Source organism: Ignatzschineria sp. PL_is040 (genome assembly GCF_055813795.1).
This window is the reverse complement of record NZ_JBVPGU010000007.1, coordinates 62,521-85,214: the sequence shown is the minus strand read 5'-3', so window position 1 is coordinate 85,214 and position 22,694 is coordinate 62,521. Positions and strand designations below refer to the sequence as shown.

The window sequence follows — 22,694 nt, the reverse complement described above, 5'->3', positions numbered from 1 at the left end:
TGAGTAATATAGGGGACGCGCCCTCACATTTCCTTAAAGGCCTCAACGATAAGTTGGGCTACTAATAGAGAGAAATGGATAGAAGATTTATTATTAGCGAAAGTTTATGCTTTATCTCCGTCCCGTGCAACTTTATTTCGATATTTTGTGATTAAGGCCTTTAAAACTTCGATCCCTATAGGTAGTGCCGAGATAAAGACAATTCCAAGGACAATCAGAGAGAAGTTCTCTTGGACTATTTGAGTTTGGCCAAAAAAGTAACCTGCGCCTAACATACTCCCTGTCCAAAGAAGGGCACCCAAAATATTATAAGTACCAAAACGACGATAACACATCCGACTAGCACCTGCAACGAAAGGAGCAAAGGTTCTCACGATCGGGATAAAGCGCGCTAAAATAATCGTTTTCCCGCCATGCCGTTGGTAAAACTCTTCTGTCTTTTCTAAATATTTAAGCTTAAAAATTTTAGCATCTCTTCTAAAGGGTTTAACACCTAAATGTTGCCCTATCTGATAATTAACAGCATCACCAACAATTGCCGCGACAAGTAATGTTCCAAAGAGAATCCAGATATTCATCAATCCCGCTGCAGCTAAAGCACCTGCCGCAAAGAGAAGAGAATCTCCCGGTAAAAAGGGAGTTACGACGAGCCCTGTTTCACAAAAAACGATCAATATTAAAATCCCATAGATCCAATATCCATACTGAGAGATAATCACCTCTAGATAATCATCTACATGGAGAAATATATCGACCACCTGCATTAACCAATCCATCACGCTACTCTACCCTTCTCTCTTCTACGTCCACTTTGCTTTAACACAACAATTCAAAAATATCTCAAAATCATCTTTAAGTTAATTGACAACGTTGACACTCGATTTATGACATTCTATCTATTACTACTATCTTGCTATCTTGCTATTTGACTACTTCGTTATTCCGTTATTTCTCTATTTCGCTATCACTACTTTTATAGTCTCTTAAATCACCGCGATGAAATCACTATAGAGCAGTCCGATCAACAGGATGGAGCTGCATCTCATTAAGACGCCAACATTGATCCATCTTACGTGCTAAAGAATAATCATGAGTGACTACAATTAATGCCGTACCAATCTCGGCATTAATCTCACACATGAGATCAAAGATCGCATGAGCATTCTCCTCATCGAGATTCCCTGTAGGTTCATCTGCTAAGACCGCTGAGGGTTTTGTTACCAAAGCACGAGCAATAGCAACACGTTGCCGCTCACCACCCGATAGTTTTCCCGGATGGTGCGTTAATCGATGCGCTAAACCGACTCTATTTAAGAGTTGCTCCGCTTCATGACGTGCTTTAGCAATGCTTGCCCCACCAATCACGAGTGGCAACGCCACATTATCAAGTGCTGTAAATTCAGGAAGAAGATGGTGAAATTGATAGATAAAACCGAGATATTGATTACGAAGATATCCTCGTTTGGCTTCCGATAAACGATTAAAGTGCTCGCCATTGAGATAGATATCTCCACTTGTGGGTTGATCTAATCCAGAGATAATATGCATCAAGGTACTCTTACCGGCACCTGATGCACCCACAATAGCAATACGATCCCCCTTCTTTATCTCAAAAGTCAGATTTTGAAAGATAACAATCTCACTCTTTTGATCGATAAACTTTTTCGAGATCTCTCTCACATCTAAAACAATCGATCCTTCTCTACTCATAACGTAATGCCTCCGCAGGTTGTGTTCTCGATGCCTTCCACGCAGGATAGAGTGTCGCAACACTTGCTAATAGAAAGGCTATGCCGGCAATTGTCGCAACATCAGAGAAGAGTACAATTGAAGGGATCTCCGATATAGGATAGATACTTGGCTCAAAGAGTGTCTTTCCAACCATCTTTTCAATCCAGCGCACAATATCGGCAACATTAAAGGCGATCAATAACCCCAAAATAATCCCGATTAATGCCCCAAAGAAACCGATAAAAGTTCCTTGAACCATAAATACCGCCATAATATGCCGCGGTGGCATCCCCAAGGTCCGTAAGATCGCAATCTCTGATCGCTTCTCCGTCACCACCATCACCAACATCGATACCACATTAAAAACAGCAACGGCAACAATCAGACTCATAATAAGAAACATGGAGATCTTCTCGATCTCGATCATCTTGAAGAGCGCTGAAAATTGATTCACCCAAGTATAGACAGAGTACTGCCCCTCAACTTCAGGTTTGACTTGAAGATAGTAAGCAGTTTCACGCGCCTTCATCGGGTCTTCTAACTGTAGACGAATTCCCGTGACAGCCTCCTTCGGAAGACGGTAGAGTGTTGCCGCATCTTTTAAGTTAACGAAGATATTACTAATATCATATTCATAAATACCGGCACGGAAGAATCCCACCACTTTTAAACGCTTCATTCGAGGTGAGACGCCGGCTACGGTCACATTGATATCGGAAGTCACCAAGGAGAGGTAATCTCCTATCGATAGACCTAAACGGCTTGCCATATCCCGGCTGATCAGGACACCAAACGGCGTATCATCGAGTAGATCAAAACTCCCCTCGATATAGTGCCCTGTGACGGGATCTTTAGTTGTAATGGTATGGGCAATTGCCGAAACTCGCGCTTCATAACGAGGATCAACACCATAAACTTGGACCGGCAACATAACGCCAGAAGCATTGACTAACCCCTGCCCCTCAATAAAGGGAGCACTCCCTACTACATTTTGCTCTTTTTCTGAGAGCGTCATTAAGGGTTCCCACTCCTCGATATACCCCTTCTGATCACTTAAGATCTGATTGTGAAAAGCCATTGCAATGCTCCGCTCAGCGACCTCCTTTTGAAAGCCATTCATAACGGAGAGGACTACAATCATCGTCATCACACCCAGTGCAATGCCGCCAATTGAGACAAAAGAGATAAATGAGATGAAGTTATTTTTACGCTTTGCTGCGGTATAACGTAATCCCATAAATAGGGGTAAAGGTCTAAACATAATGGTTGATCTTTATTAATCTCAAAGTGATTCAGAAAATTTAGTATAGAGGAATTGATGTAGAAGGATACAATTAAACAATCAGAGATTCCTCATCAACATGAGTCGCCTCTTTAAAGAGTTCTTCTAACTCTGGAAGGGGAGGCAGATCACGTAATGATTTTAAATTAAGATCATCGAGCAATTGATCAGTTGTCCCATAGAGCATCGGTCGCCCCGGAACCTCTTTTCTCCCTACCACCTTAATCCACTCCCGCTCCTCTAGACTTCGAATAATATTGCTGCTGACAGAGACACCTCGAACGGCTTCAATATCGCCCCGCGTTACCGGCTGCTTATAGAGAATGAGTGCTAGTGTCTCAAAAAAAGCACTACTAAACCGTTGCTGCTTCGCCTCAAAGAGTTTCCCCACCCATTTTGCAAAGCGAGCGGGGACTTGAAAGCGCCAACCTGACGCCACCTCCACTAACTCAATACCGCCAGCTGCTTCTCGATATGTCGCCTCTAACGCAAAAAGCGCCCGAATAATATCGCTTTCACTATAATTCTCATCATCTAAAATCGTTAAAATCTCTTTCAGAGAGAGTGGAACCTCTGAAGCCATTAAGATCGCTTCTAATAGCGCTTTTAATTCTTGTTCATAATCATTCATGATTTCTATTAATCTTCTTTCTACCTAATATCCATTGAAGCTTATCTATTGAGCTTATCTATTGAGTAAACAACGCAAGAATCTATCGCAATAATCTACCTCAATGATTCTCTATCGAGATTTTTTATCGAGTTATTATCGCACTGTTGCCACAGCACTTAAAGAGAGAAGACGTTTTCCTGATAAAGCAAAAGCAACCCGGCGAATCGCATTCCAAGGATTCTCCTTAATCTGCCCTTTAATTGCCTGATCGATCTGCACAACCATCTTCATAATATTTCGCCATCTACGAAGATTGAGCCGAGATAATGCCTGTTGATAAAGGGGTTGTTTATTACGCCAAACTTTCGATAATACCTGCCGCATACTCTCCCCTTGCTCTAATGAGAAGAGCATCTCTCCTAGTGTAGATATCTCTTTTTGTAGCAGAAAGTTCACCAATGTTGCCGGCTCCCCCTCCTCTTCAAAGATGGTAATAATACGATTGATACGATCAACATCGCCCGACAAAATGGCATCACTAAGATCAAATGCAATAAACTTAGAGCTCTGTGTTAAAGCAGAGCGAAGATTCTCAGCATCAATCTTTCGATCACCATAGTAGAGCGCCAGATAATCGAGCTCCTGAATGACCGAAAAGAGGTTGCCCTCATTATTTTGTGCTAAAAGATCGACCGCCTCTTTCTCTAAATGGAGATTTCGTCGCTTCGCTTCATTAAAGATCCAGCCGGGGAACTCATGTACTCTGGGTGGATAGAGAATTGAAACGATGCCTACCTTATCGATCGCATTAACCCATTTAGCTTTCTGCTGGGCACTTTTAAGAAGAGGAATAGAGATTAAGAGAAAAAGATCCTCTTGTGGCGCAGCTAAATAGTTTTCTAACATTGTTTGCGCTTTACGATCGGGTGTCGAAGTAAATCTTAATTCAATGATCTGCTTCTCTGAAAAGAGAGAGAGGGATTGCGTCGCGCTGGTAAAAGATCCCCAATCAAAACGATTATCCACCTCTAGAAGGGTTCGCTCATTGAATCCATTTTCCCGATAGAGTGCACGAACCTGATCTGCAAGACTCAAAGAGAGATAGGGTTCATCCCCAGAGATTAAAAGAGCTGCTATCCGCCCCATCCCCTTTTTAATCGTCGGTATGACCTCATATGAATTTAATCGCATAATTCCTTCAATATTTTGACTAATCAGAGAGAAGCATCAGTATACACATAGTGCTAAATAAGGATCTAATATCTTCATCAAATTCTCTTTTAATCTCACAAAGGAGCAGAATCTTTAAAGAAGAAATTGAACAATCTTTACAACTAATATGTTGCATGCAACAATGTTTTGAGAGTATGATTCAGTTAAAGATTGTATTACTACAATAGGTCAATAATAGGATCCATTTCCGATATAGATCTCTAAGATAGGTTTCCCAGATAGATTTTGATATTGGCTTCTGATCTTTACATTATCTTTACATTTTAAGGCGATATCAATATCTTACCTATTGCTCTTTATCCCTCTTGATCGATCTTATCGATCTGTAAAAAATGGAGAGTTGATAGTGAGCAATATTAAGTAGAGATTTGCTCTAATATTTGCAATATTTAAAGAGCAATGTTTAGAGGGCAATATTGAAAGAGCAATCATGAGACATTGATAGAGATATCGATCTTTTAATTTTACTAAAAAATACTCGGCACCGATCGCTTCCTTTACCTTAAGGCGAGAAGTCGAGTAAGATAGCGGAGTTTTAAAAACTCTACTCTGGAGGATATTATGAAAAAGTTTGGTCTAAAAAAATTATTAATGGTGACGGCATTTTCAACACTCTTAATCGCCTGTGGTGATGACAAAGAGAATGTTGCAGATAAAGGGGATGGCTTAGATACCCGTTTTGTTACTATCGCAACAGGTGGATCATCAGGTCCTTATAACATTATTGGTACAACACTTGGACAGATCTACTCAAAGACCTACGGTGTAAACTCTAAATCACAATCAACAGGAGCTTCCATTCAAAATGTGAACCTTGTTAATCAAGGTAAAGCTGAACTAGCGCTCACCATGAGTGATGTTTTGAGTCAAGCTGTTGCCGGTGAGGGTTCCTTTAAAGAACCGCTAGAAAATGTGGTACAAATAGCGGCACTCTACCCTAACTATGTCCAAATTGTGACCTCCAAAAAATCGGGCATCAAAACAATGGATGATCTCAAAGGTCGCCGTGTTGCCGTAGGGGATCTCAACTCAGGTACTGAAATGAATGCGCGTGCGCTCCTTAAAGGGCATGGAATCACCTATGATGATCTACAAGTCGATTATCTAGGATTTGCCGAAGCGGTAGATGCACTTCGTGGTGGAAAAATTGATGCTGCCGTCTTAACAAGTGGCCTTCCTAATGCTTCTATTATGGAGCTTGAACAAGGATTTGATCTTCAATTAGTTGAGATTAGAAAACCGATGGTCGATGAAATTGCAAAAGATCAAGCTTACTTCCTCTCTGCAGAGATTCCTGCCGGAACTTACGGTAATGCAGAGCCTATTCCAACAGCAATCATTGTTAATGCCTTAGTTGCACGTAAAGATCTCAGTGAAGAGGATGTCTATAAGTTAACAAAGACTTTCTTTGAGAGTCTCAATGATCTTGCTAACTCGCATCAAGCTGCAAAAGGAATCTCTCTTGAGCATGCTCAAGAAGGTTTAGTGGCACCGCTCCATCCTGGCGCGAAGAAATATTATGATGAGCAAGCTGCTAAATAGAGATAAGAGACGATTACTCACTCTATCGATAGTGGTAGTAATCACTACCACTATCATTCTACTCTCTACAACGATTCGCTCGCAGCCTATTACGCTTATTATCACTGACCATGATCTCTGTAAAATTGAGTCGCCCACTTTCGCACTCTCATGGACTCACTCAGTGGATAAAACTCCTTGGATCGAGTTTTATGAGCGCCAAGATAAAGGCTTTATTTTAACCGATACAAAATTCAAAACTTTTGGTGCGGGCGTCCCTCATGATGGCATTTTGCTCGATCGCAATGACGATATGATTCATTATCAGATCGATCACTTTATGCCGGAGATCAACTGGGTTGTTGATCACGATGTCCGTTCTACTATCTATCTTTCTAAAGATCAGCCTTGGGAGATTTATAACGAGGTTGATCGTTATAGCGAAGTAAAAATTCGCAATAGACCTTTTAATTTTTGGCAACGTTTATCTATAAGGAACTGTCATGAGCCGCAATAATGCAGAAGCTTACCATATTGCAGATACGATCCCTGCCGATACGGAACAGATTTTAGAAAAATTTGACCGTGAATCGATAGTGAGAACGCCAAGCAGTAAATATCTCCGTATATTTATCTCCTGCTTTGCAATCTTTTACTCCCTCTTCCATCTTTGGACAACTTATAACCCGATGCCGGAGTTACTCTATCGTGCAACTCACGTTGCCGTCGGAATTGCGCTGGTCTTTCTAATCTACCCTACCTATAAAAAACAAGCTCGCGATAAGATCGCTTGGTATGATTGGGTCTTAGTTGCACTCTCATTTGTCTCATTGGGATATCTCTTTACAGAGTATAATGCGATTGCAACTGTTAGAGGCGGAATCGCTAATAATACCGATATCTTCATGTCCATTATGACTATTCTCTTAGTGATGGAAGCAGCAAGACGCGTTATGGGCCTTATTTTGCCCACGCTTGCGGCGATCTTCTTAATCTACCCCTTTGTGAGTAGTTATCACTTTATGCCGAGAATATTGCAGACGCGCCCCTTCGATCTTAGCGATATCTTTGGACATCTCTATATTACAACAGAAGGACTCTACTCCTCTGCTGTCGGCGCATCGGTCTCCTTTATCTTCCTCTTTATCCTTTTTGGGGCTTTCCTCAATAAATCAGGAATGGGGCAACTCTTTAATGATCTTGCACTTGCATTAGCAGGACATAAACAAGGGGGACCTGCTAAGGTTGCCGTTGTTGCCAGTGGTTTTATGGGGAGTATCAATGGCTCTGCCGTAGGTAATGTTGTTGGTACCGGTGTTTTTACTATTCCGATGATGAAAAAGGTGGGCTATAGCAAAAACTTCTCCGGCGCAGTTGAAGCGAGTGCTTCCGTTGGTGGACAGATCCTACCGCCTATTATGGGGGCAAGCGCCTTTATTATGGCAGAAACCACCGGGATCTCTTACGGAACGATTGCACTTGCAGCGCTCTTCCCGGCACTTCTCTACTACTTAGGGGTTATTGCACAAGTTCACTTTAGAGCAGGAAAAGATAATCTTAAAGGGATTCCTAAAGCCGATCTTCCTCGTGTTAAAGAGGTTTTAAAGGAGCGTGGTCACCTTCTCCTTCCTATCTTTGCGCTTGTCTACTTCTTAGGTAACAATATGCCGATCGCTTATGCGGCGTTTAATACCATTGCAATTGCAATTGTGGTCAGTCAATTTAGAAAAACGACGCGCATGAGCTTTAAAAATATTTTAGAGGCACTAGAAGATGGTGCAAGGCAATCCCTCTCTGTTATGGCGGCTTGTGCGGTCATCGGTATTGTGATCGGCGTGTTAAGCTTAACCTCTGCAGCAACAGAGCTCATCGGCTCTATTACAGGAACTGGGGAAGGTATGCTCTTTATGACGCTCTTCTTAACGATGATCGCATCGATGGTTTTAGGTATGGGTCTTCCTTCCATTCCGGCCTATATCATCACCGCAACCATTGCCGCGCCGGCACTTGCCAATATTGGGATTCCAACAATTGTTGCGCATCTCTTTGTCTTCTATTTTGGACTCTTTGCCAATATTACACCCCCCGTTGCCCTTGCCTCCTTCGCCGGAGCAGGAATTGCCGGTGGGGATCCAATGAAAACCGGATGGCAATCGCTTAAACTCTCCGTTGCCGGCTTTATCGTTCCCTTTATGTTTGTCTATAATCCAGCGATGTTGATGATCGATACAACAGGATTACCGATGAATGCAACAGAGTTTCCTATTCCCCCTATCTTCGATATAATCAGCATTACGATCACCTCAATTATCGGCATTACCGCTTTAAGTGCCGCTGTTGAAGGCTATTTCAAGTGTAGCTTTAGTTTTATCGGTCGCATTATTTTAGCTGCCGGCGCGTTGATGTTGGTTGTTCCAGAGACAGTGACAGACCTCATCGGAGCAATTATTGTCATCACGATTATCACTATCAATATTAAAAAGCTTCCCATTAAATTGATCAATAAAGGTGATAGTGCGCTTGCTTAACATCACGATCTATCTGATCAGATGAAATAATCAAACAATCGATTACAAGCGTAAATCGAAGTAGGAGCAGAAACTGTAACTGAAATAGGAAGATAAAAGGTCTCACCTCAATATTGAAGTGAGACCTTTTCTTTAGCGGTAATAGTGAATTATTACAGTGAATCACGAGCCATTTAAAACATGATCATTGACCACTGATGGAAAGCCTCTATTTCCGTAGATAGTTATCTTTTAACATTCCAAAGAAACTCTCCCCTTCACCACCAATGATCGCCTTTGCACCATAGAGTGCCATATTGAGATAATTTCCAGGCGTTGCATGAGGAGGGTAGATCAGCTCTAAACGACTCGTATGAACATCGAGTAATGCCGGACCTTCATATTCTAAAAAGGCCTTAACAGTCTCTTCTAACTCATGAGAACCTTTTGCAGAAAATCCTTTCATTCCAATAGAGTCTGCCATTAGTGCAAAATCAGGATTTTGTAGATCGGTATAGCTATTAACCATACCATCAGCTTTCATCTCTAACTCTACAAAATCGAGCGTTCCATTATTGATCACGACAATCTTAACGGGGAGCTTCTCTTGAACAATCGTCAATAGATCCCCCATCAACATGGTCATTCCCCCATCACCACAGAGCGCAATCACTTGTCGATCGGGATGTGATTTCTGAATACCGATCGCTTGAGGCATCGCATTCGCCATTGTTCCATGTTTCAGTGATACTAATGTTCGACGCGTTCCCAATGTTTCAAAATGACGCAGTAACCAGACGGTAGCAGAACCACCATCAGCGGTTGCAAAAGCATCCTTCTTAGCATATTCACTCAATAGCTCTGTCAAATATTGAGGGTGAATGAGCTCTTCACTTGCGGCAACAGCTTTCTTATCGAGTTTTTTCACTGTTTTCTGATAAAGATGACGACAACGATCTAAAAATTCTGTCGACTCACGCTGATCAAGATGGGGTAATAATCGCTCTAAGGTGGGCTCAATATCACCAATAAGCCCTAGCTCAATACCGTGACGAAGCCCAAGTTTTTGAGGATCTCGATCGATCTGAACGATTTTGGCATGCTTGGGATAAAATTGAGACCAAGCAAAATCAGCACCCAAAATAATGAGCGTGTCACACTCTTCAATCATCTGATATCCCGATTTAATCCCCATCATACCGGTCATACCAACATTGTAAGGGTTCTCCCCTTCAATAAAATCTTTTCCGCGAGAAGTATGTGCAATCGGCGCTTTAAGACGCTCTGCTAACGCAATCACTGTTTCATGCGCCCCTTCACATCCCGCTCCGGCATAGATTCCAACTTTACCACCGCTATTGATAATTTTTGCTAATTTTACCAGCTCGCTCTCTTGTGGATAGATCAATGGATGTTTAGGTTGATAGAGCTGACGAATAGGGAGATCCTCAACCTCCGTTGCACTAATATCAGATGGAAGAATGACTACCGCAACACCTCGCTTTGCAAGTGCTTCTTGGCAGGCAGTCATAATCACTCTCTTCGCTTCATGGGGATTTCTAACCTCTTCACAATAGACTGAACACCCCTCATAAATCGGTTTATAATCCACCTCTTGAGGAAAATTGGTGCCCAATACAGCGGTTGGAAGCTGGCTAGCTATCAAGACCACCGGCGCACCATTGCGATGACTCTCATAAAGACCATTGATAAAGTGTAGACTTCCAGGACCACAAGAGCCGGCACAAGCGGTTAACCCTTTGGTCATAAAAGATTCTGCACCAGCGGCAAATCCCCCCACTTCTTCATGACGCACATGAACCCACTCAATCTCCGTATGAAAACGCATTGCATTAGTGACATCATTGAGCGTATCGCCGACCACACCATAACAACGCTTTACGCCAAAGAGCTCCAATGTCTCCACAATAATCTGTGCTACTTTCTTCTTTGCCATCTTTTTTCTTCCTATCGATTGATAGAATGATAAAAATAGAGCGACCTTCACGGCTCTTACTGAACTGTTAGATCGCTCCTTTCATACCATTTTCTATATCATGATTAATATCGAACAATTAATGCCGAATCACTACTTCTCTAAAAAGTTCTCTTTTAACATCTCAAAAAAGGTGTGCCCTTCTCCACCTAAGACTGCTTTCGCTCCATAGAGCGCCATATTCTCATAATTGGTAAATTCAGCATGTGGTGGCCAGATAAGCTCTAAGCGCTCAACATGTACATCGAGCAATGCCGGACCTTCATACGCTAGAAACTCTTTTAATGTTGCCTCTAACTCATGAGAACCTTTCACAAGGAAGCCCTTAATGCCGATCGCTTCTGCTACTTTGGAGAAATCAGGATTTTGCAGGTCAGTGTAGCTATTCACAATTCCCTCTGCTTTCATCTCTAACTCCACAAAATCGAGCGTTCCATTATTGAGAACGATCACTTTTAAAGGAATCTTCTCTTGAACTAATGTTAATAGATCTCCCATTAACATCGCTAATCCACCATCTCCTGAAACAGAGATGACTTGACGATCAGGGTAAGCTTTCTGAATTCCAATCGCTTGTGGCATCGCATTTGCCATTGTTCCATGTTTCATCGATAGCAATGTGCGACGTTGACCATTCGTATGGAAATGGCGATTGACCCAAGCCATCGCTGAACCAGTATCGCCGGTAACAATAGCATCTTCATCGGCATACTCACTCAATAATTCTATTAAGTATTGAGGATGGATTAAACCTTCATGATCAGCCACGGCTTTCTTATCGAGTTTCGCCATACATTTTGTATGTAACTGACGATAATGATCTAAAAATGCAGTATCACTCTTACTCTCTAGCGCCGGCAATAGTGCTTTTAAGGTCTCCTTAACATCACCAATCACACCCAGTTTTATGGCATGACGTAAACCTAATCGGCTAGGATTGAGATCGATCTGAATAATCTCGGCATTCTTAGGATAAAATTGTGACCAAGCAAAATCAGCACCTAATACTAAAAGCGTATCGCAATTTTTAATCATCTCATAACCGGATTGAACTCCTAACATACCGGTCATACCAACGTTATAAGGGTTATTACCCTCAACAAAATCTTTTGCTCTTGAGGTATGTGCCATAGGGGCTTTTAACTTTTCACAAAGAGCGATAATCTCATCAAATGCTCCGGCACAACCTACGCCGGCAAAAACACCGATCTTCTTACCACTATTTAGAAGCTCTGCGATTGCTTTAATCTCCCCATCTGTTGGTCGAATCACTGGAGCACTCGGCGCTTGTGGTTGTAAAATAGGGGTATCCTCTACCTCAGTAGCACTAATATCGGAAGGGAGGATCACAACAGAAACACCCCGCTTTGCGATCGCTTCTTGGCAAGCGGTCATAATCACACGCTTCGCTTCATGGGGATTTTTAACCTCTTCACAAAAGACAGAGCATCCTTTATAGATCGGCATATAATCTACTTCTTGAGGAAAGTCCGTGCCTAATACATTTGTAGGTAATTGACTGGCAATAAGGACCACCGGCGCACCATTGCGATGACTCTCATAAAGACCATTGATAAAGTGGAGGCTTCCAGGACCACAGGAGCCGGCACAAGCAGTTAAGTTTCCTGTCATATAAGCTTCAGCACCGGCAGCAAAGCCTCCAGCCTCTTCATGACGCATATGAACCCACTCAATATCAGTGTGATAACGCATCGCATCGGTCACATAATTTAACGTATCGCCCACGACACCATAACAACGTTTAACACCCGCTTGCTCAAGTGCTTCCACAACAATTCTTGCAACTTTCTTCTTAGACATAATGACTCCATATAGATCATATTCATATCGAAAACAGGAAATGTGCTACCTGTCCATTGTAATATTTTTATATAAAGCTATAAAGATTTAATTTTATATAATTTATAGAAGATTAATCACTATTTTTTCTATAGATTTATTAAAAATTGCTTTAATATCCAATAATTGAAGAAAATATTGGTCGAGAGGGTAATAATTAACATGACAATACCAAGATCTCAAAATAACATTACTAGCAAATAATATTCATATAAATAACATTCACAAAAATAACATTCGCATAAACAATATTCATATAAACAATATTCATATAAATAATATTTTCATAAACAATATTTATAGCAGTAATACTTATAAAAACATTAAAAAGAGAGACGATAAAAAAGCAGATAACTCTCTGTTATCTGCCCTTCACAATGATCTATCGTATCGATAATCGACGGTATCGATAATGAATCAATTATATATAACGGACTACTCTTTAACTTCACCCTTTTTCGCGCCTTTTTCATCGGTTCTTGCCGACCAATAGGTTGCTAAAATAGGCCCTGAAATATTATGCCATAAACTAAAGATAGCACTCGGAACCGCTATTACAGGATCGATCGCAAAATGGGTCTTCGCTAATGCTGCACCTAAACCTGAGTTTTGCATACCCACTTCAACGGAAACAGCTTTGCTATCGGCATAATTAAGCTTAAAGAGTTTTGCCACCCAAAAACCGAAGAGGAAGCCCAATCCATTATGGAGTACCACAACACCAAAAATGAGTAACCCCGATTCAATAATGGACTGCTTACTACCACTCACCACAACGGCAACAATCAGAACAATTGCCGCTACAGAGACAAGTGGTAATACCTCTGTTGCCTGCTCTATTCGCTTTTTAAAGAGCATTCGTAATAGAACGCCGATAGCGATAGGCAGTAGTACCATCTTCAAGACTGACATAAACATAGCCCCCATAGAGATATCGATCCATTGACTCGCTAATAGATAGAAGACTAGAGGCGTTAAGAGTGGCGCTAATAATGTTGAAACGGAGGTACAAGCAACCGAAAGGGCGATATTACCTTTTGCTAAAAAAGTAATGACATTAGAAGCGGTTCCTCCTGGACAAGAACCCACAAGAATAATCCCTACCGCAATCGGTGCCGGCAACATAAAGACCATCGATAAACCATAAGCAAGAAGCGGCATAATAACAAATTGCGCGACAACACCTAAAATGACCGCTTTAGGATGTCGTAAAATCTCGCCAAAGTCGGAGAGAGTCAGGGTCATCCCCATCCCTAACATCACTATACCTAGCAACCAAGGAACATAAGGTCCAATAAATTTAAAAGTATCGGGGGTAAAAAAAGCTAATCCTGCAAAGAGCAGTACCCAAAAAGCGAATGTCTTCCCCAAATTGGCTCAAACGAGCTAACGCTTGCATCTAAAATTACTCCTATCTCGATTTAAATTATTCCAAACGCAAATAATCCTCTTAAAAGAGATTTAATCGATTATGAGTGCGCTTTTCTCTCCTCTATAATGATGATGAATCTCTAAAATCTTCCCTCTTTGTAAGAGAGATCTCTATCAATTTAAGTAAATTCAGTGATCTTGGGTAAAAATCACTTAAACTTTAAATATTTGCGAAAATATCGGTGAGAATCCTCACTGCTGCTTAAAGGCAATCTCTAAAGGTAGCATGCTTTTTAAATCGATTGAGAATTTGCTTCTAAAATTGCCATCACAACACTACTAGCCTTATTTTCTGTCTCTTCAATTTCACTCTCGGGATCAGAATCTGCGACAATTCCAGCCCCTGCCTGTACATAGGCGATTCCCTCTTTAACATAAGCTGAGCGAATTGTAATTGCACTATCGAAGCGATCTCCCTGCATCAATCCTTCTACATAGCCAATAGCACCACCATAACTTCCACGCGCTTCCGTCTCAAATTGATATATTTGACGCATCGCCTCAATCTTAGGCGCTCCGGTTAATGTCCCCATATTCATCACCGCAAGATAAGCATCGATAGGTGTTAAGCCCTCTTTAAGTCTTCCGGCAACTCGAGAGACAAGATGCATCACATAACGATAACGATCCACTTTCAAAAGATCTTTAACATAGATAGATCCCTCTTCTGATACCTTGCCAAGATCCTCTTTCGCAAGATCAACTAGCATCAGATGTTCTGCTAACTCCTTAGGATCGTTCTTGAGCAACTCCTCCATCTTCTGATCTAAATCTGGATCAATCTCTCCATCCACCCATCCCCGACGCTTTGTGCCGGCAATAGGATAGAGCTCTAACTCCCGAGTATAAGGGGAATATTTCAGAGCCGACTCAGGGGATGCACCAAAGAGGGTAAAATCGCGATCGTGAAGATAGAAGAGATAAGGGCTAGGATAGGCGCGTTTTAATTGACGATAACTCTTAAAAGGGGAGTGGCAGCGGAGAGAGAAACGACGTGATGGAACTACTTGTAATAACTCTCCCGAAGTAGTTTTAGCAATAAAGTGTTCAACAATTTTTTTAAAAGCACCACGATCAGGCGTAGCAACTCCATTTTGGGCACTAACAATCGGTTCTTGAATCTTTGAATGATGAGGTGGTTCATCTCGATCAGAAGTAACCTGTGGATAACTTTGTGAATAAGTTTCAGGATAACGTGTGCTTATCTCCTCTTCTAACCTCTTTCCTGATCCATTTTCTTCAATCTTTTCAGTAATCCCCAGCTCTCCTGTGGATAACTCTGGGGATATTGTGGGGAAATCCGCTCTTTCTCCTGCCAGTTTTTCAATCAGATCACTATAATGAGCGGCCTTTTGATTAAAAGAGCGATAGATCTCTAAACGATCTCGCTTATCGCTCTCTAAATAGAGATGTTCATAGATCACCTGATCCTCTTTATGATCGATCTGAATGAGCTCTTCCGCCAAAAAGAGACAGAGATCGAGATTTCGTCCCTTCTCCGGCACGGGAATCTGGTAATACTCTCCAACAAGGTCATATCCAAATAATCCACCAATGAAAGGCGCAAATTGCGGATTTTTCAGAGCTAATAGTGGATCTAATATCGTTAATACTCCACGCGAATATTGGGGATAAGGAAAAGAGAATCTTATAACGCAAGCGCCTTCTTCTCCCACATCTTCTTCCACAATAGCAGTGGAAAATAGAGTTTTTAGATCTTTAATTAAATGCTTACCTAAAGGGGTTAATGCTTCAACTGTCACCTGCTCTTTCAAGGCGGTGATCCGCAATGCCGCTTTCGTAATCATCATACTCTTTAAAGCACTCTGATTATCAGTACGCGCCGATTCAAAGAGCATCCCTAATGAGGATGGCCCCTTTTTCATCACTCCTTCAAAGAGATCAAAAGGTTCAAAGTGGGAGGGAATCTCTCGACTTAAAGTAAAAATTTCTGCTACAACAGGTGCTTCCATACGGTCTCCTACAATTTAACGATCGCTCTATCGACATGCTAAAGGCGTCTAAATTAAAAATACTCTCTTCTTTTTAAGCGTTACTCTGAGGCCTTATTTTCGGATGAGCGCAATATGGAGCATAAAAAAAGACCCGCATATTGCGGGCCTCTTCTCTCAACACTCTTTTTTAACGTCATAAAAAAGTGCTTACCCGCTACGATGCGCGTAACCACCAACGACGGAAAAAACAAATTGTGTGTGTCGAGTGAATCATCTGTTATTAAATCCCTATCTCTATTTTAAGGTGACTTCTCTATCTAGAGGTTAATCAAGTACCCATCTAATATCAGGTTTATATTAAATTCATAGTGATCTCATATTTAAATCTCTACTATCGAGAATCCAAATTTAATAATCGATTTAACAACCGAGAATTAAGAGAATTAAAAAAGACCCTGATTTAATCGAGATACTTAGGATATAATTTGCATGTTTTTTGGAGGAAGTCAACAAATTTTATCTCGATCAATCAGGGCCAAGAGCAGAAACTTTGATTCAAAAGTTAAAAATAAAGTTTAAAAGAACAATAAACAACTGCTAGAAAGGAGTATCCTTAGGGATACAAAAAAGGCAAAATATTTAATCGGTAATACTCAGCTCAATCGATAGATGATCAATATCGCTATTATGGGGCTCTACTCGTCTTTGAGTGCGGCTTTAATCTCTTCTGCTTCCTTCACAATCGAGATCAATCCATTGCCAGAGAGATACCAGAGCGTTGGATCTAAATAGACCATCTTCACCTCTTTATCGAGCGCTTCATTGAGGGGAATTATGAGAGATTTCTCCACCTGTTCTTGATCCATCGGTGTGCTACCAATTGCGGCACTGCGATCAATCACAAAGATCAAATCTGGCGCAACTGATGTCAGATAGGATAAATCTGCGGCTTGACGCCCCTCTTTAGGCATCTTTTCTGCATTTTTTACCCCCAGAACATTGTGGATAAACTTCGCACTGCCACTTGTTGGTGTTGCCATCAACTTCCCATCATTGTGGATCACAACAAGCGCTTGCTGATCACTCTTTGCTATCTCTGCTTGAATCTGTGCGATCTCATCAGTTACCGCCTTAAGGGCTCTATCCGCAGCTTGCTCTCTATCCGCTAACTTTGCTAATTGAGTGATATTCTCAGAGACCGACTCAAGATAATGATCAGAATCAACCGTAAAGTTTAATACCGGCGCATACTCATTTAAGACCTCAATCTGATTTCCTAAACGGGGAGAGATCACAATAAAATCGATCTCCATCTCCTCAAACTTCGCTAGATCAGGATTCTTCATCCCACCACTATCTTCTGCATGACCCCAATCTAATGATTGAAGATAGGTCGGTAGATTCCCTTTAGGGAGTGCAACAATCAGATCTGTGGCATCTAGCGCTTGTAACGTATCAACCGCACCAAAATCCATCACAACTGCTTTTGGGCTAGCCATCGCAACAGCTAATGAGAGGGAGAGAGATAAGAGGCTCTTTTTTAAAAAAAGTTTCATAATTGATTCCTAAATCGCAAAACCTAAATCGTAAAATAGATTGCGTAAAGCAACTGGGGATAAAATATAAAAAGAGATCTCAACTGGTTCCAGATCTCTTTTGAGAATAGTATCTATTGAGAATGATTCTTATTATTAATGCTTTTATTCGCTTTGTCTATAGCAATCATCAAATATTTTTACTAAGTGCTCTATAGAAAAGTGTAATCTCATTGATTTATCAGAGTTTAAGCCATTTTATTACCACAACTATGAGCGATTTAAGTAGCGATATAAGAGGTGATTTAAGAAGTGATTTAAGTGACAATTAATTATCGATCACACTTATCTCAGCTATTCTTAGAAAGAATTTCAGCTAAAAAGTCCTGACAACTTCTCTAAAATAGACAATTAACGAGTCGCTCTTTTGATGTAACAGAAAGATTTATAGCAGATATCTCCCTAAATTATTTCATTCACCAATAGATCTTATCCACATTTTTACCCACAGCTATCCACAAAGTTATCCACAAAGCTTTTATTGCAATAAAATAAGCTAAACGGTATCGGGATTTACAATTACACTCTTCTAATAATCACGCGCCGGTAAGGGATCTTCACCGACACTCTTTTATCTTATTCTATCTTAAAGAGGAATCTGCTCCGGCATCAAAGATGCCACTTGCGGGCATGCCGCTGTGACAAGGATAAAATAGTGAGTTCCCACAGCTCCGATAATGATCTTAGAGTGCTTCTTATATCTAAATTCCATTGAAAAGAGAGCGATCAATAGTAGAAGGGGAATCTAACAGCTAAAAATAAGTTATATATAAAACAGTAAGATAGAAATTTTAAAAAGCTCTTTCTTTTCAAGTGCTACTTCTAGTGTTAGAATATTGCCAATTTTATGTAGACGAAAATGTCAAAACATCTATAGAGATAGTAAGCAATAAGGAGAGTAGATTATGCAAGTGAATAGCATCACCATCTATCGTTCTCCTTATCTGTTTTAAATAGCCGACAATAGTCGGTTTTTTTTTGGAAAAAAGAAAGAAGATAAATCGATAATGACAAAACCTATAATTGCACTAGATTTTCCAAATTACCTTGAGACAAAGGCTTTTTTGGAGATGATGCCAAAAGAAGAAGAGCTCTATATAAAGATCGGAATGGAACTCTTCTACAATGAAGGGCCGATGTTAGTAGAAACACTCAAAGCGCGTGGTTATGAGGTCTTTTTAGATCTAAAACTGTACGATATCCCCAATACCGTTAAGAGCGCAATGATCGGCCTTGCAAAGATGGGCGTTGATATGGTCAATGTTCACGCTGCCGGTGGTAAACGCATGATGGAAGAAGCACTTGAAGGGTTAGAGATTGGAAGTGGTAATGCAAAGCGCCCACGCCTTATTGCTGTGACTCAATTGACAAGTATGAGCGAGATCGAAATGCAACGAGAGCAGAATATCCAAACGAGCCTACTCGAATCGGTCATCCATTATAGTAAGATTACAAATAACTCAGGTCTCGATGGCGTTGTCTGTTCGGCATTAGAGGCGAAGATGGTTAAAGAGAATACCCGTGAAAGCTTCCTCTGTGTTACGCCGGGAATTCGTCTTGCATCAGATGCTGCCGATGATCAGCGCAGAATTATGACCCCATTTGAAGCGAAGAAAAATGGTGCAAGTTATATCGTTGTCGGTCGCTCAATCACGCAAGCTAAAGATCCTCTTAAAGCTTATTACACTGTTAAAGAAGAATGGAATAGAACGCTATGATGAAAACAAATGTTGCACATGATGTCGCTGAAGCACTTCTCTCAATTGATGCTGTTTCACTCTCTCCACAAAAGCCATTTACCTGGGCTTCAGGTTTAAAATCACCCATCTATTGTGATAATCGCTTAATTGTTAGTTATCCCGCCGTTCGTAAATTTATCTCAAAAAATCTCATTGAATTGATTCGAGAAACATTTCCCGAAGCAGAGGTCGTTGCCGGAACGGCTACTGCTGGTATTCCACACGCTTCTTGGGTCAGCGCCGTATTAGAAAAACCGATGGTCTATGTTCGTAGTTCACCCAAAAAACATGGCCGCGGTAATATGATTGAGGGAATTATCAAACCAGGGCAGAAAGTGGTAATTGTTGAAGATCTCATCTCCACAGGTGGAAGCTCCATTACTTGTGCTCATGCACTTCGAGAGGCAGGCGCAGATGTATTAGGGGTTGCGGCAATCTTCTCGTACGAGTTACCTATTGCAGATGAAAACTTTAAACGTGAAAACCTGCGCCATGCAACGCTCAGTAACTACCCGGCATTAGTCGAAACAGCCCTTGCTAAAAATATTATTAATGAAGAGGAACGCCTTGCTCTGACTGAATGGAATAAAGATCCTAGCAGTTGGGGTAAATAGGCATCTTTATGGAGTAACTTTATGACGTTTCACTCTCTTGAATGGGCAGTTGAGCTCTTAGTCGATATCCTCAATGGATTCTCTATTCTTGTACTATTGATTGGTGTTATTAAAGCGGCTTTAGGCTTTATTAGAAATGAGTGTTCAAGGGAAGATCGATTTGTGATTGCCCAAAAAAATAATGGGATTAAGGTCTATCTCGGATCCTATATCCTCCTAAGCCTCGAAATTCTAATCGCCTCCGATATTATTGAGACAATTATGAATCCTTCGATCGATGATATGTTAATCCTCGGCGGCATTGTGGTCATTCGAACAGCAATCTCCTACTTCTTAGGCAAAGAGATCGAAGCAGGTAATGCCGAAAGAGAGGAAGCTGCACATCAGAAAAAAGAGAAGAGAGCAGAGAGAGAATCATAAAATCTCCCAACTCAAGCTCTATCGATTGATCGATTAATCTACTTAACGATCATGACAATACCTTAAGGTTAAAGATCTTAAGGTATTTTTTTGCAAAAAAAAGAGATAAGATCAATCGATGAGTCAATCATTAAAAAGTCATAAAAAAAAGCTCGGCAAGCCGAGCAAAGATCTTCATATTGAAGGAGAAATGATCACAGAGTGATCTATTTTCAAGGAGTGATCGACCATTAAGATTTCCCTCTAGAGATCTCTCTTTAGGGAGTTTTAAGGTAGATCACACCTGAAACTTGTAAGAAGGAGAGATTCACTCTCTCCCTCCTTATTTTTAATAACTTCTAATAATCTCTAATAACTATCAACGAGCATCAATGACAATCAATGACAATCAATGACGGTCAATGATAGTTACTCTTCATAACTGAAAATAGAGCGAGGTGAGATGATATTTAGATCACATAGAGATCAACATATTCATTAACCGGCATCTCCCAGAGTGCATCACGATCTAAGGAGATCTCTAAAATTGCTTTTTGCTGTTTTGCAGGGAATCTACGCGCTAAGTTACGCTTAAATTTCTCAACAAGCACCGGCATTCCCTCTTCCCGACGACGCGCATGGCCGATCGGATACTCCACAACAACTTCATCAAGTTTTGTGCCATCTTTTAACGTGATCGTTAAACCATTTGCGATCGAGCGCTTCTCTGGATCGAAGTAATCTTTTGTAAATTGAGGATCTTCCTGACAGATGATTCGATCTCTCAACGCGTCAATACGTGGGTCTTTAGCTATATCATCCTCATAATCACTTGCTGTCAGACGACCAAAGATTAAGGGGACAGCGACCATATATTGAATACAGTGATCTCGATCTGCCGGATTATTAAGTGGCCCTTTCTTATCAATAATCCTAATACATGCTTCATGTGTTCTAATATCGATACGCTCAATATCATCTGAGCTCTTGCCTAATTCATCGAGACGTTTTTTAAGCGTCATTGCCGCTTCAACAGCCGTTTGGGAGTGAAATTCAGCAGGGTAAGAGATCTTAAAGAGAACATTCTCCATCACATAAGTGCCATAATCGCGCTGAAATTGGAAAGGCTTCCCTTCAAATAAGACATCATAAAAGCCCCATACTTTTGCCGTTAATGCTGTGGGATACCCCATCTCCCCTTTCTGTGCCATTAAATTGAGACGCACAGCTCTCGAAGTTGCATCTCCTGCCGCCCATGATTTACGTGAGCCAGTATTAGGTGCATGGCGATAGGTTCGCAGTGATTGACCATCAACAAATGCCAGTGACAGAGCATTAAGAGCTTCCTCTTCACTTAAGCCTAACAACTCTGAAATAACAGCTGTTGAGGCCACTTTTACTAAGATGACATGGTCTAATCCTACCCGATTGAAGGCATTTTCAAGTGCAATACAGCCCTGAATCTCATGCGCTTTAATCATCGCTGTTAAAACTGCTTTCATTGTTAATGGCTTCTTTCCTGAAGCCACAGCAACACGAGAGAGCCAATCAGCAACGGCTAATATACCGCCAAGATTATCGGAAGGATGCCCCCACTCAGCAGCGAGCCAAGTATCGTTAAAATCTAACCAACGAACCATTGCCCCAATATCGAAAGCCGCTTGAACAGGGTCTAACTGAAACTGCGTTCCGGGAACTTTTGCACCATGAGGAACGACCGTTCCGGGCACAATAGGTCCTAAAAGTTTGGCACATTCAGGATAATCGAGTGCTTCAAGCCCACAGCCTAAAGTATCGATTAGACAATATTGCGCAATTTGATAAGCCAAATCTGACTTGATCTCATAGTTACGAACATAATCGACAATATCGACTAAGACCTGATCAAATTTAACTTCTCTCTCTTTAGACATAGATATATCTCCTATTTTAGATGATTAGTAATAGTGGGTAATTGAATGGTTAATGAAAATAGCTAATGAATGGGTAATAGGTGAACCATTAACTGGTTAATTAAGTGGTTAATTAGGTAGTAAATGATTAATAAGGCGTCATGATGGATCTATCCTCTATATTAGGTACTATATTGAACCGCTCCATCAGCCTCTTGAAAGGATAAGATAGCGATCAGATCTTAAAGAAAGAGTATGGAGTATTACTGAGATCATAAGTGCCCCTCTACCCCCGCAGGAGTGCACCTATGGGTATGAATCGACTC

17 protein-coding genes and 1 pseudogene are annotated in these 22,694 nt (G+C 41.0%); 6 read left to right on the top strand and 12 right to left on the bottom strand.

All coding sequences use genetic code 11. The features are described from left to right. Window positions 1–104 precede the first annotated feature (104 nt). The 5 genes from AC0SAP_RS08585 to holA form a co-directional block, all read right to left on the bottom strand. Window positions 105–776: a DedA family protein gene (locus AC0SAP_RS08585; protein ID WP_198959081.1), complete on the bottom strand. Its 672-nt coding sequence runs from the start codon at window positions 774–776 to the stop codon at window positions 105–107. A 229-nt stretch (window positions 777–1,005) separates the two neighbouring features. Continuing rightward, complete coding sequence (lolD, locus tag AC0SAP_RS08580) at window positions 1,006–1,710, bottom strand: lipoprotein-releasing ABC transporter ATP-binding protein LolD (protein ID WP_473383876.1); 705 nt, start codon at window positions 1,708–1,710, stop codon at window positions 1,006–1,008. Continuing rightward, window positions 1,703–2,992: a lipoprotein-releasing ABC transporter permease subunit gene (locus AC0SAP_RS08575; RefSeq protein ID WP_473383875.1), complete on the bottom strand. Its 1,290-nt coding sequence runs from the start codon at window positions 2,990–2,992 to the stop codon at window positions 1,703–1,705. The genes lolD and AC0SAP_RS08575 overlap by 8 nt, the downstream gene beginning before the upstream one ends. A 73-nt stretch (window positions 2,993–3,065) precedes the next feature. Continuing rightward, a complete protein-coding gene (gene scpB / locus AC0SAP_RS08570; RefSeq protein WP_286482708.1) occupies window positions 3,066–3,644 on the bottom strand; it encodes an SMC-Scp complex subunit ScpB in 579 nt (192 codons plus the stop codon). Window positions 3,645–3,779: 135 nt separating this feature from the next. After that, window positions 3,780–4,817, bottom strand: a complete 1,038-nt coding sequence (holA, locus tag AC0SAP_RS08565) for a DNA polymerase III subunit delta (protein ID WP_473383874.1) — start codon at window positions 4,815–4,817, stop codon at window positions 3,780–3,782. A gap of 603 nt (window positions 4,818–5,420) precedes the next feature. Here holA and AC0SAP_RS08560 point away from each other — a divergent pair. The 3 genes from AC0SAP_RS08560 to AC0SAP_RS08550 are packed head-to-tail and all read left to right on the top strand — an operon-like array spanning window position 5,421 to window position 8,908. Then, a complete protein-coding gene (locus AC0SAP_RS08560; RefSeq protein WP_473383873.1) occupies window positions 5,421–6,401 on the top strand; it encodes a TAXI family TRAP transporter solute-binding subunit in 981 nt (326 codons plus the stop codon). Continuing rightward, window positions 6,379–6,897, top strand: coding sequence for a DUF1850 domain-containing protein (locus tag AC0SAP_RS08555; protein WP_473383872.1), 519 nt, complete (start codon window positions 6,379–6,381; stop codon window positions 6,895–6,897). Before AC0SAP_RS08560 ends, AC0SAP_RS08555 begins: the two co-directional genes overlap by 23 nt. Further along, window positions 6,884–8,908, top strand: a complete 2,025-nt coding sequence (locus AC0SAP_RS08550; protein ID WP_473383871.1) for a TRAP transporter permease — start codon at window positions 6,884–6,886, stop codon at window positions 8,906–8,908. The genes AC0SAP_RS08555 and AC0SAP_RS08550 overlap by 14 nt, the downstream gene beginning before the upstream one ends. Window positions 8,909–9,116: 208 nt before the next feature. On the opposite strand, the gene AC0SAP_RS08545 is transcribed toward AC0SAP_RS08550, so the two are convergent. From AC0SAP_RS08545 to AC0SAP_RS08520, 6 genes and pseudogenes are all read right to left on the bottom strand, one after another. Then, window positions 9,117–10,844, bottom strand: coding sequence for a thiamine pyrophosphate-dependent enzyme (locus tag AC0SAP_RS08545; protein WP_473383870.1), 1,728 nt, complete (start codon window positions 10,842–10,844; stop codon window positions 9,117–9,119). Window positions 10,845–10,976: 132 nt separating this feature from the next. Continuing rightward, entirely contained in the window at window positions 10,977–12,704 is a 1,728-nt protein-coding gene (locus AC0SAP_RS08540) for a thiamine pyrophosphate-dependent enzyme (RefSeq protein ID WP_473383869.1), read from the bottom strand. A gap of 474 nt (window positions 12,705–13,178) precedes the next feature. Continuing rightward, window positions 13,179–14,142: pseudogene (locus tag AC0SAP_RS08535) on the bottom strand (bile acid:sodium symporter family protein). Window positions 14,143–14,407: 265 nt separating this feature from the next. Beyond that, window positions 14,408–16,147: a chorismate-binding protein gene (locus tag AC0SAP_RS08530; RefSeq protein WP_473383868.1), complete on the bottom strand. Its 1,740-nt coding sequence runs from the start codon at window positions 16,145–16,147 to the stop codon at window positions 14,408–14,410. A gap of 677 nt (window positions 16,148–16,824) precedes the next feature. Next, the gene (locus AC0SAP_RS08525) at window positions 16,825–17,685 is read right to left on the bottom strand and encodes an ABC transporter substrate-binding protein (RefSeq protein ID WP_473383867.1); all 861 of its coding nucleotides are present in this window, start codon (window positions 17,683–17,685) and stop codon (window positions 16,825–16,827) included. A 625-nt stretch (window positions 17,686–18,310) separates the two neighbouring features. Continuing rightward, window positions 18,311–18,436, bottom strand: a complete 126-nt coding sequence (locus tag AC0SAP_RS08520) for a hypothetical protein (protein ID WP_473383866.1) — start codon at window positions 18,434–18,436, stop codon at window positions 18,311–18,313. 295 nt (window positions 18,437–18,731) lie between these two features. Here AC0SAP_RS08520 and pyrF point away from each other — a divergent pair, with 295 nt between their 5' ends. The 3 genes from pyrF to AC0SAP_RS08505 are packed head-to-tail and all read left to right on the top strand — an operon-like array spanning window position 18,732 to window position 20,497. Beyond that, complete coding sequence (gene pyrF, locus AC0SAP_RS08515; protein WP_094568395.1) at window positions 18,732–19,442, top strand: orotidine-5'-phosphate decarboxylase; 711 nt, start codon at window positions 18,732–18,734, stop codon at window positions 19,440–19,442. Further along, window positions 19,442–20,077, top strand: coding sequence for an orotate phosphoribosyltransferase (pyrE, locus tag AC0SAP_RS08510; RefSeq protein ID WP_353623218.1), 636 nt, complete (start codon window positions 19,442–19,444; stop codon window positions 20,075–20,077). The genes pyrF and pyrE overlap by 1 nt, the downstream gene beginning before the upstream one ends. A gap of 21 nt (window positions 20,078–20,098) precedes the next feature. Beyond that, the gene (locus AC0SAP_RS08505; protein ID WP_473383865.1) at window positions 20,099–20,497 is read left to right on the top strand and encodes a DUF1622 domain-containing protein; all 399 of its coding nucleotides are present in this window, start codon (window positions 20,099–20,101) and stop codon (window positions 20,495–20,497) included. Window positions 20,498–20,946: 449 nt separating this feature from the next. Here AC0SAP_RS08505 and AC0SAP_RS08500 read toward each other — a convergent pair whose 3' ends face one another. Further along, the gene (locus AC0SAP_RS08500) at window positions 20,947–22,389 is read right to left on the bottom strand and encodes a bifunctional 2-methylcitrate dehydratase/aconitate hydratase (protein WP_473383864.1); all 1,443 of its coding nucleotides are present in this window, start codon (window positions 22,387–22,389) and stop codon (window positions 20,947–20,949) included. Between the last annotated feature and the right edge of the window lie 305 nt (window positions 22,390–22,694).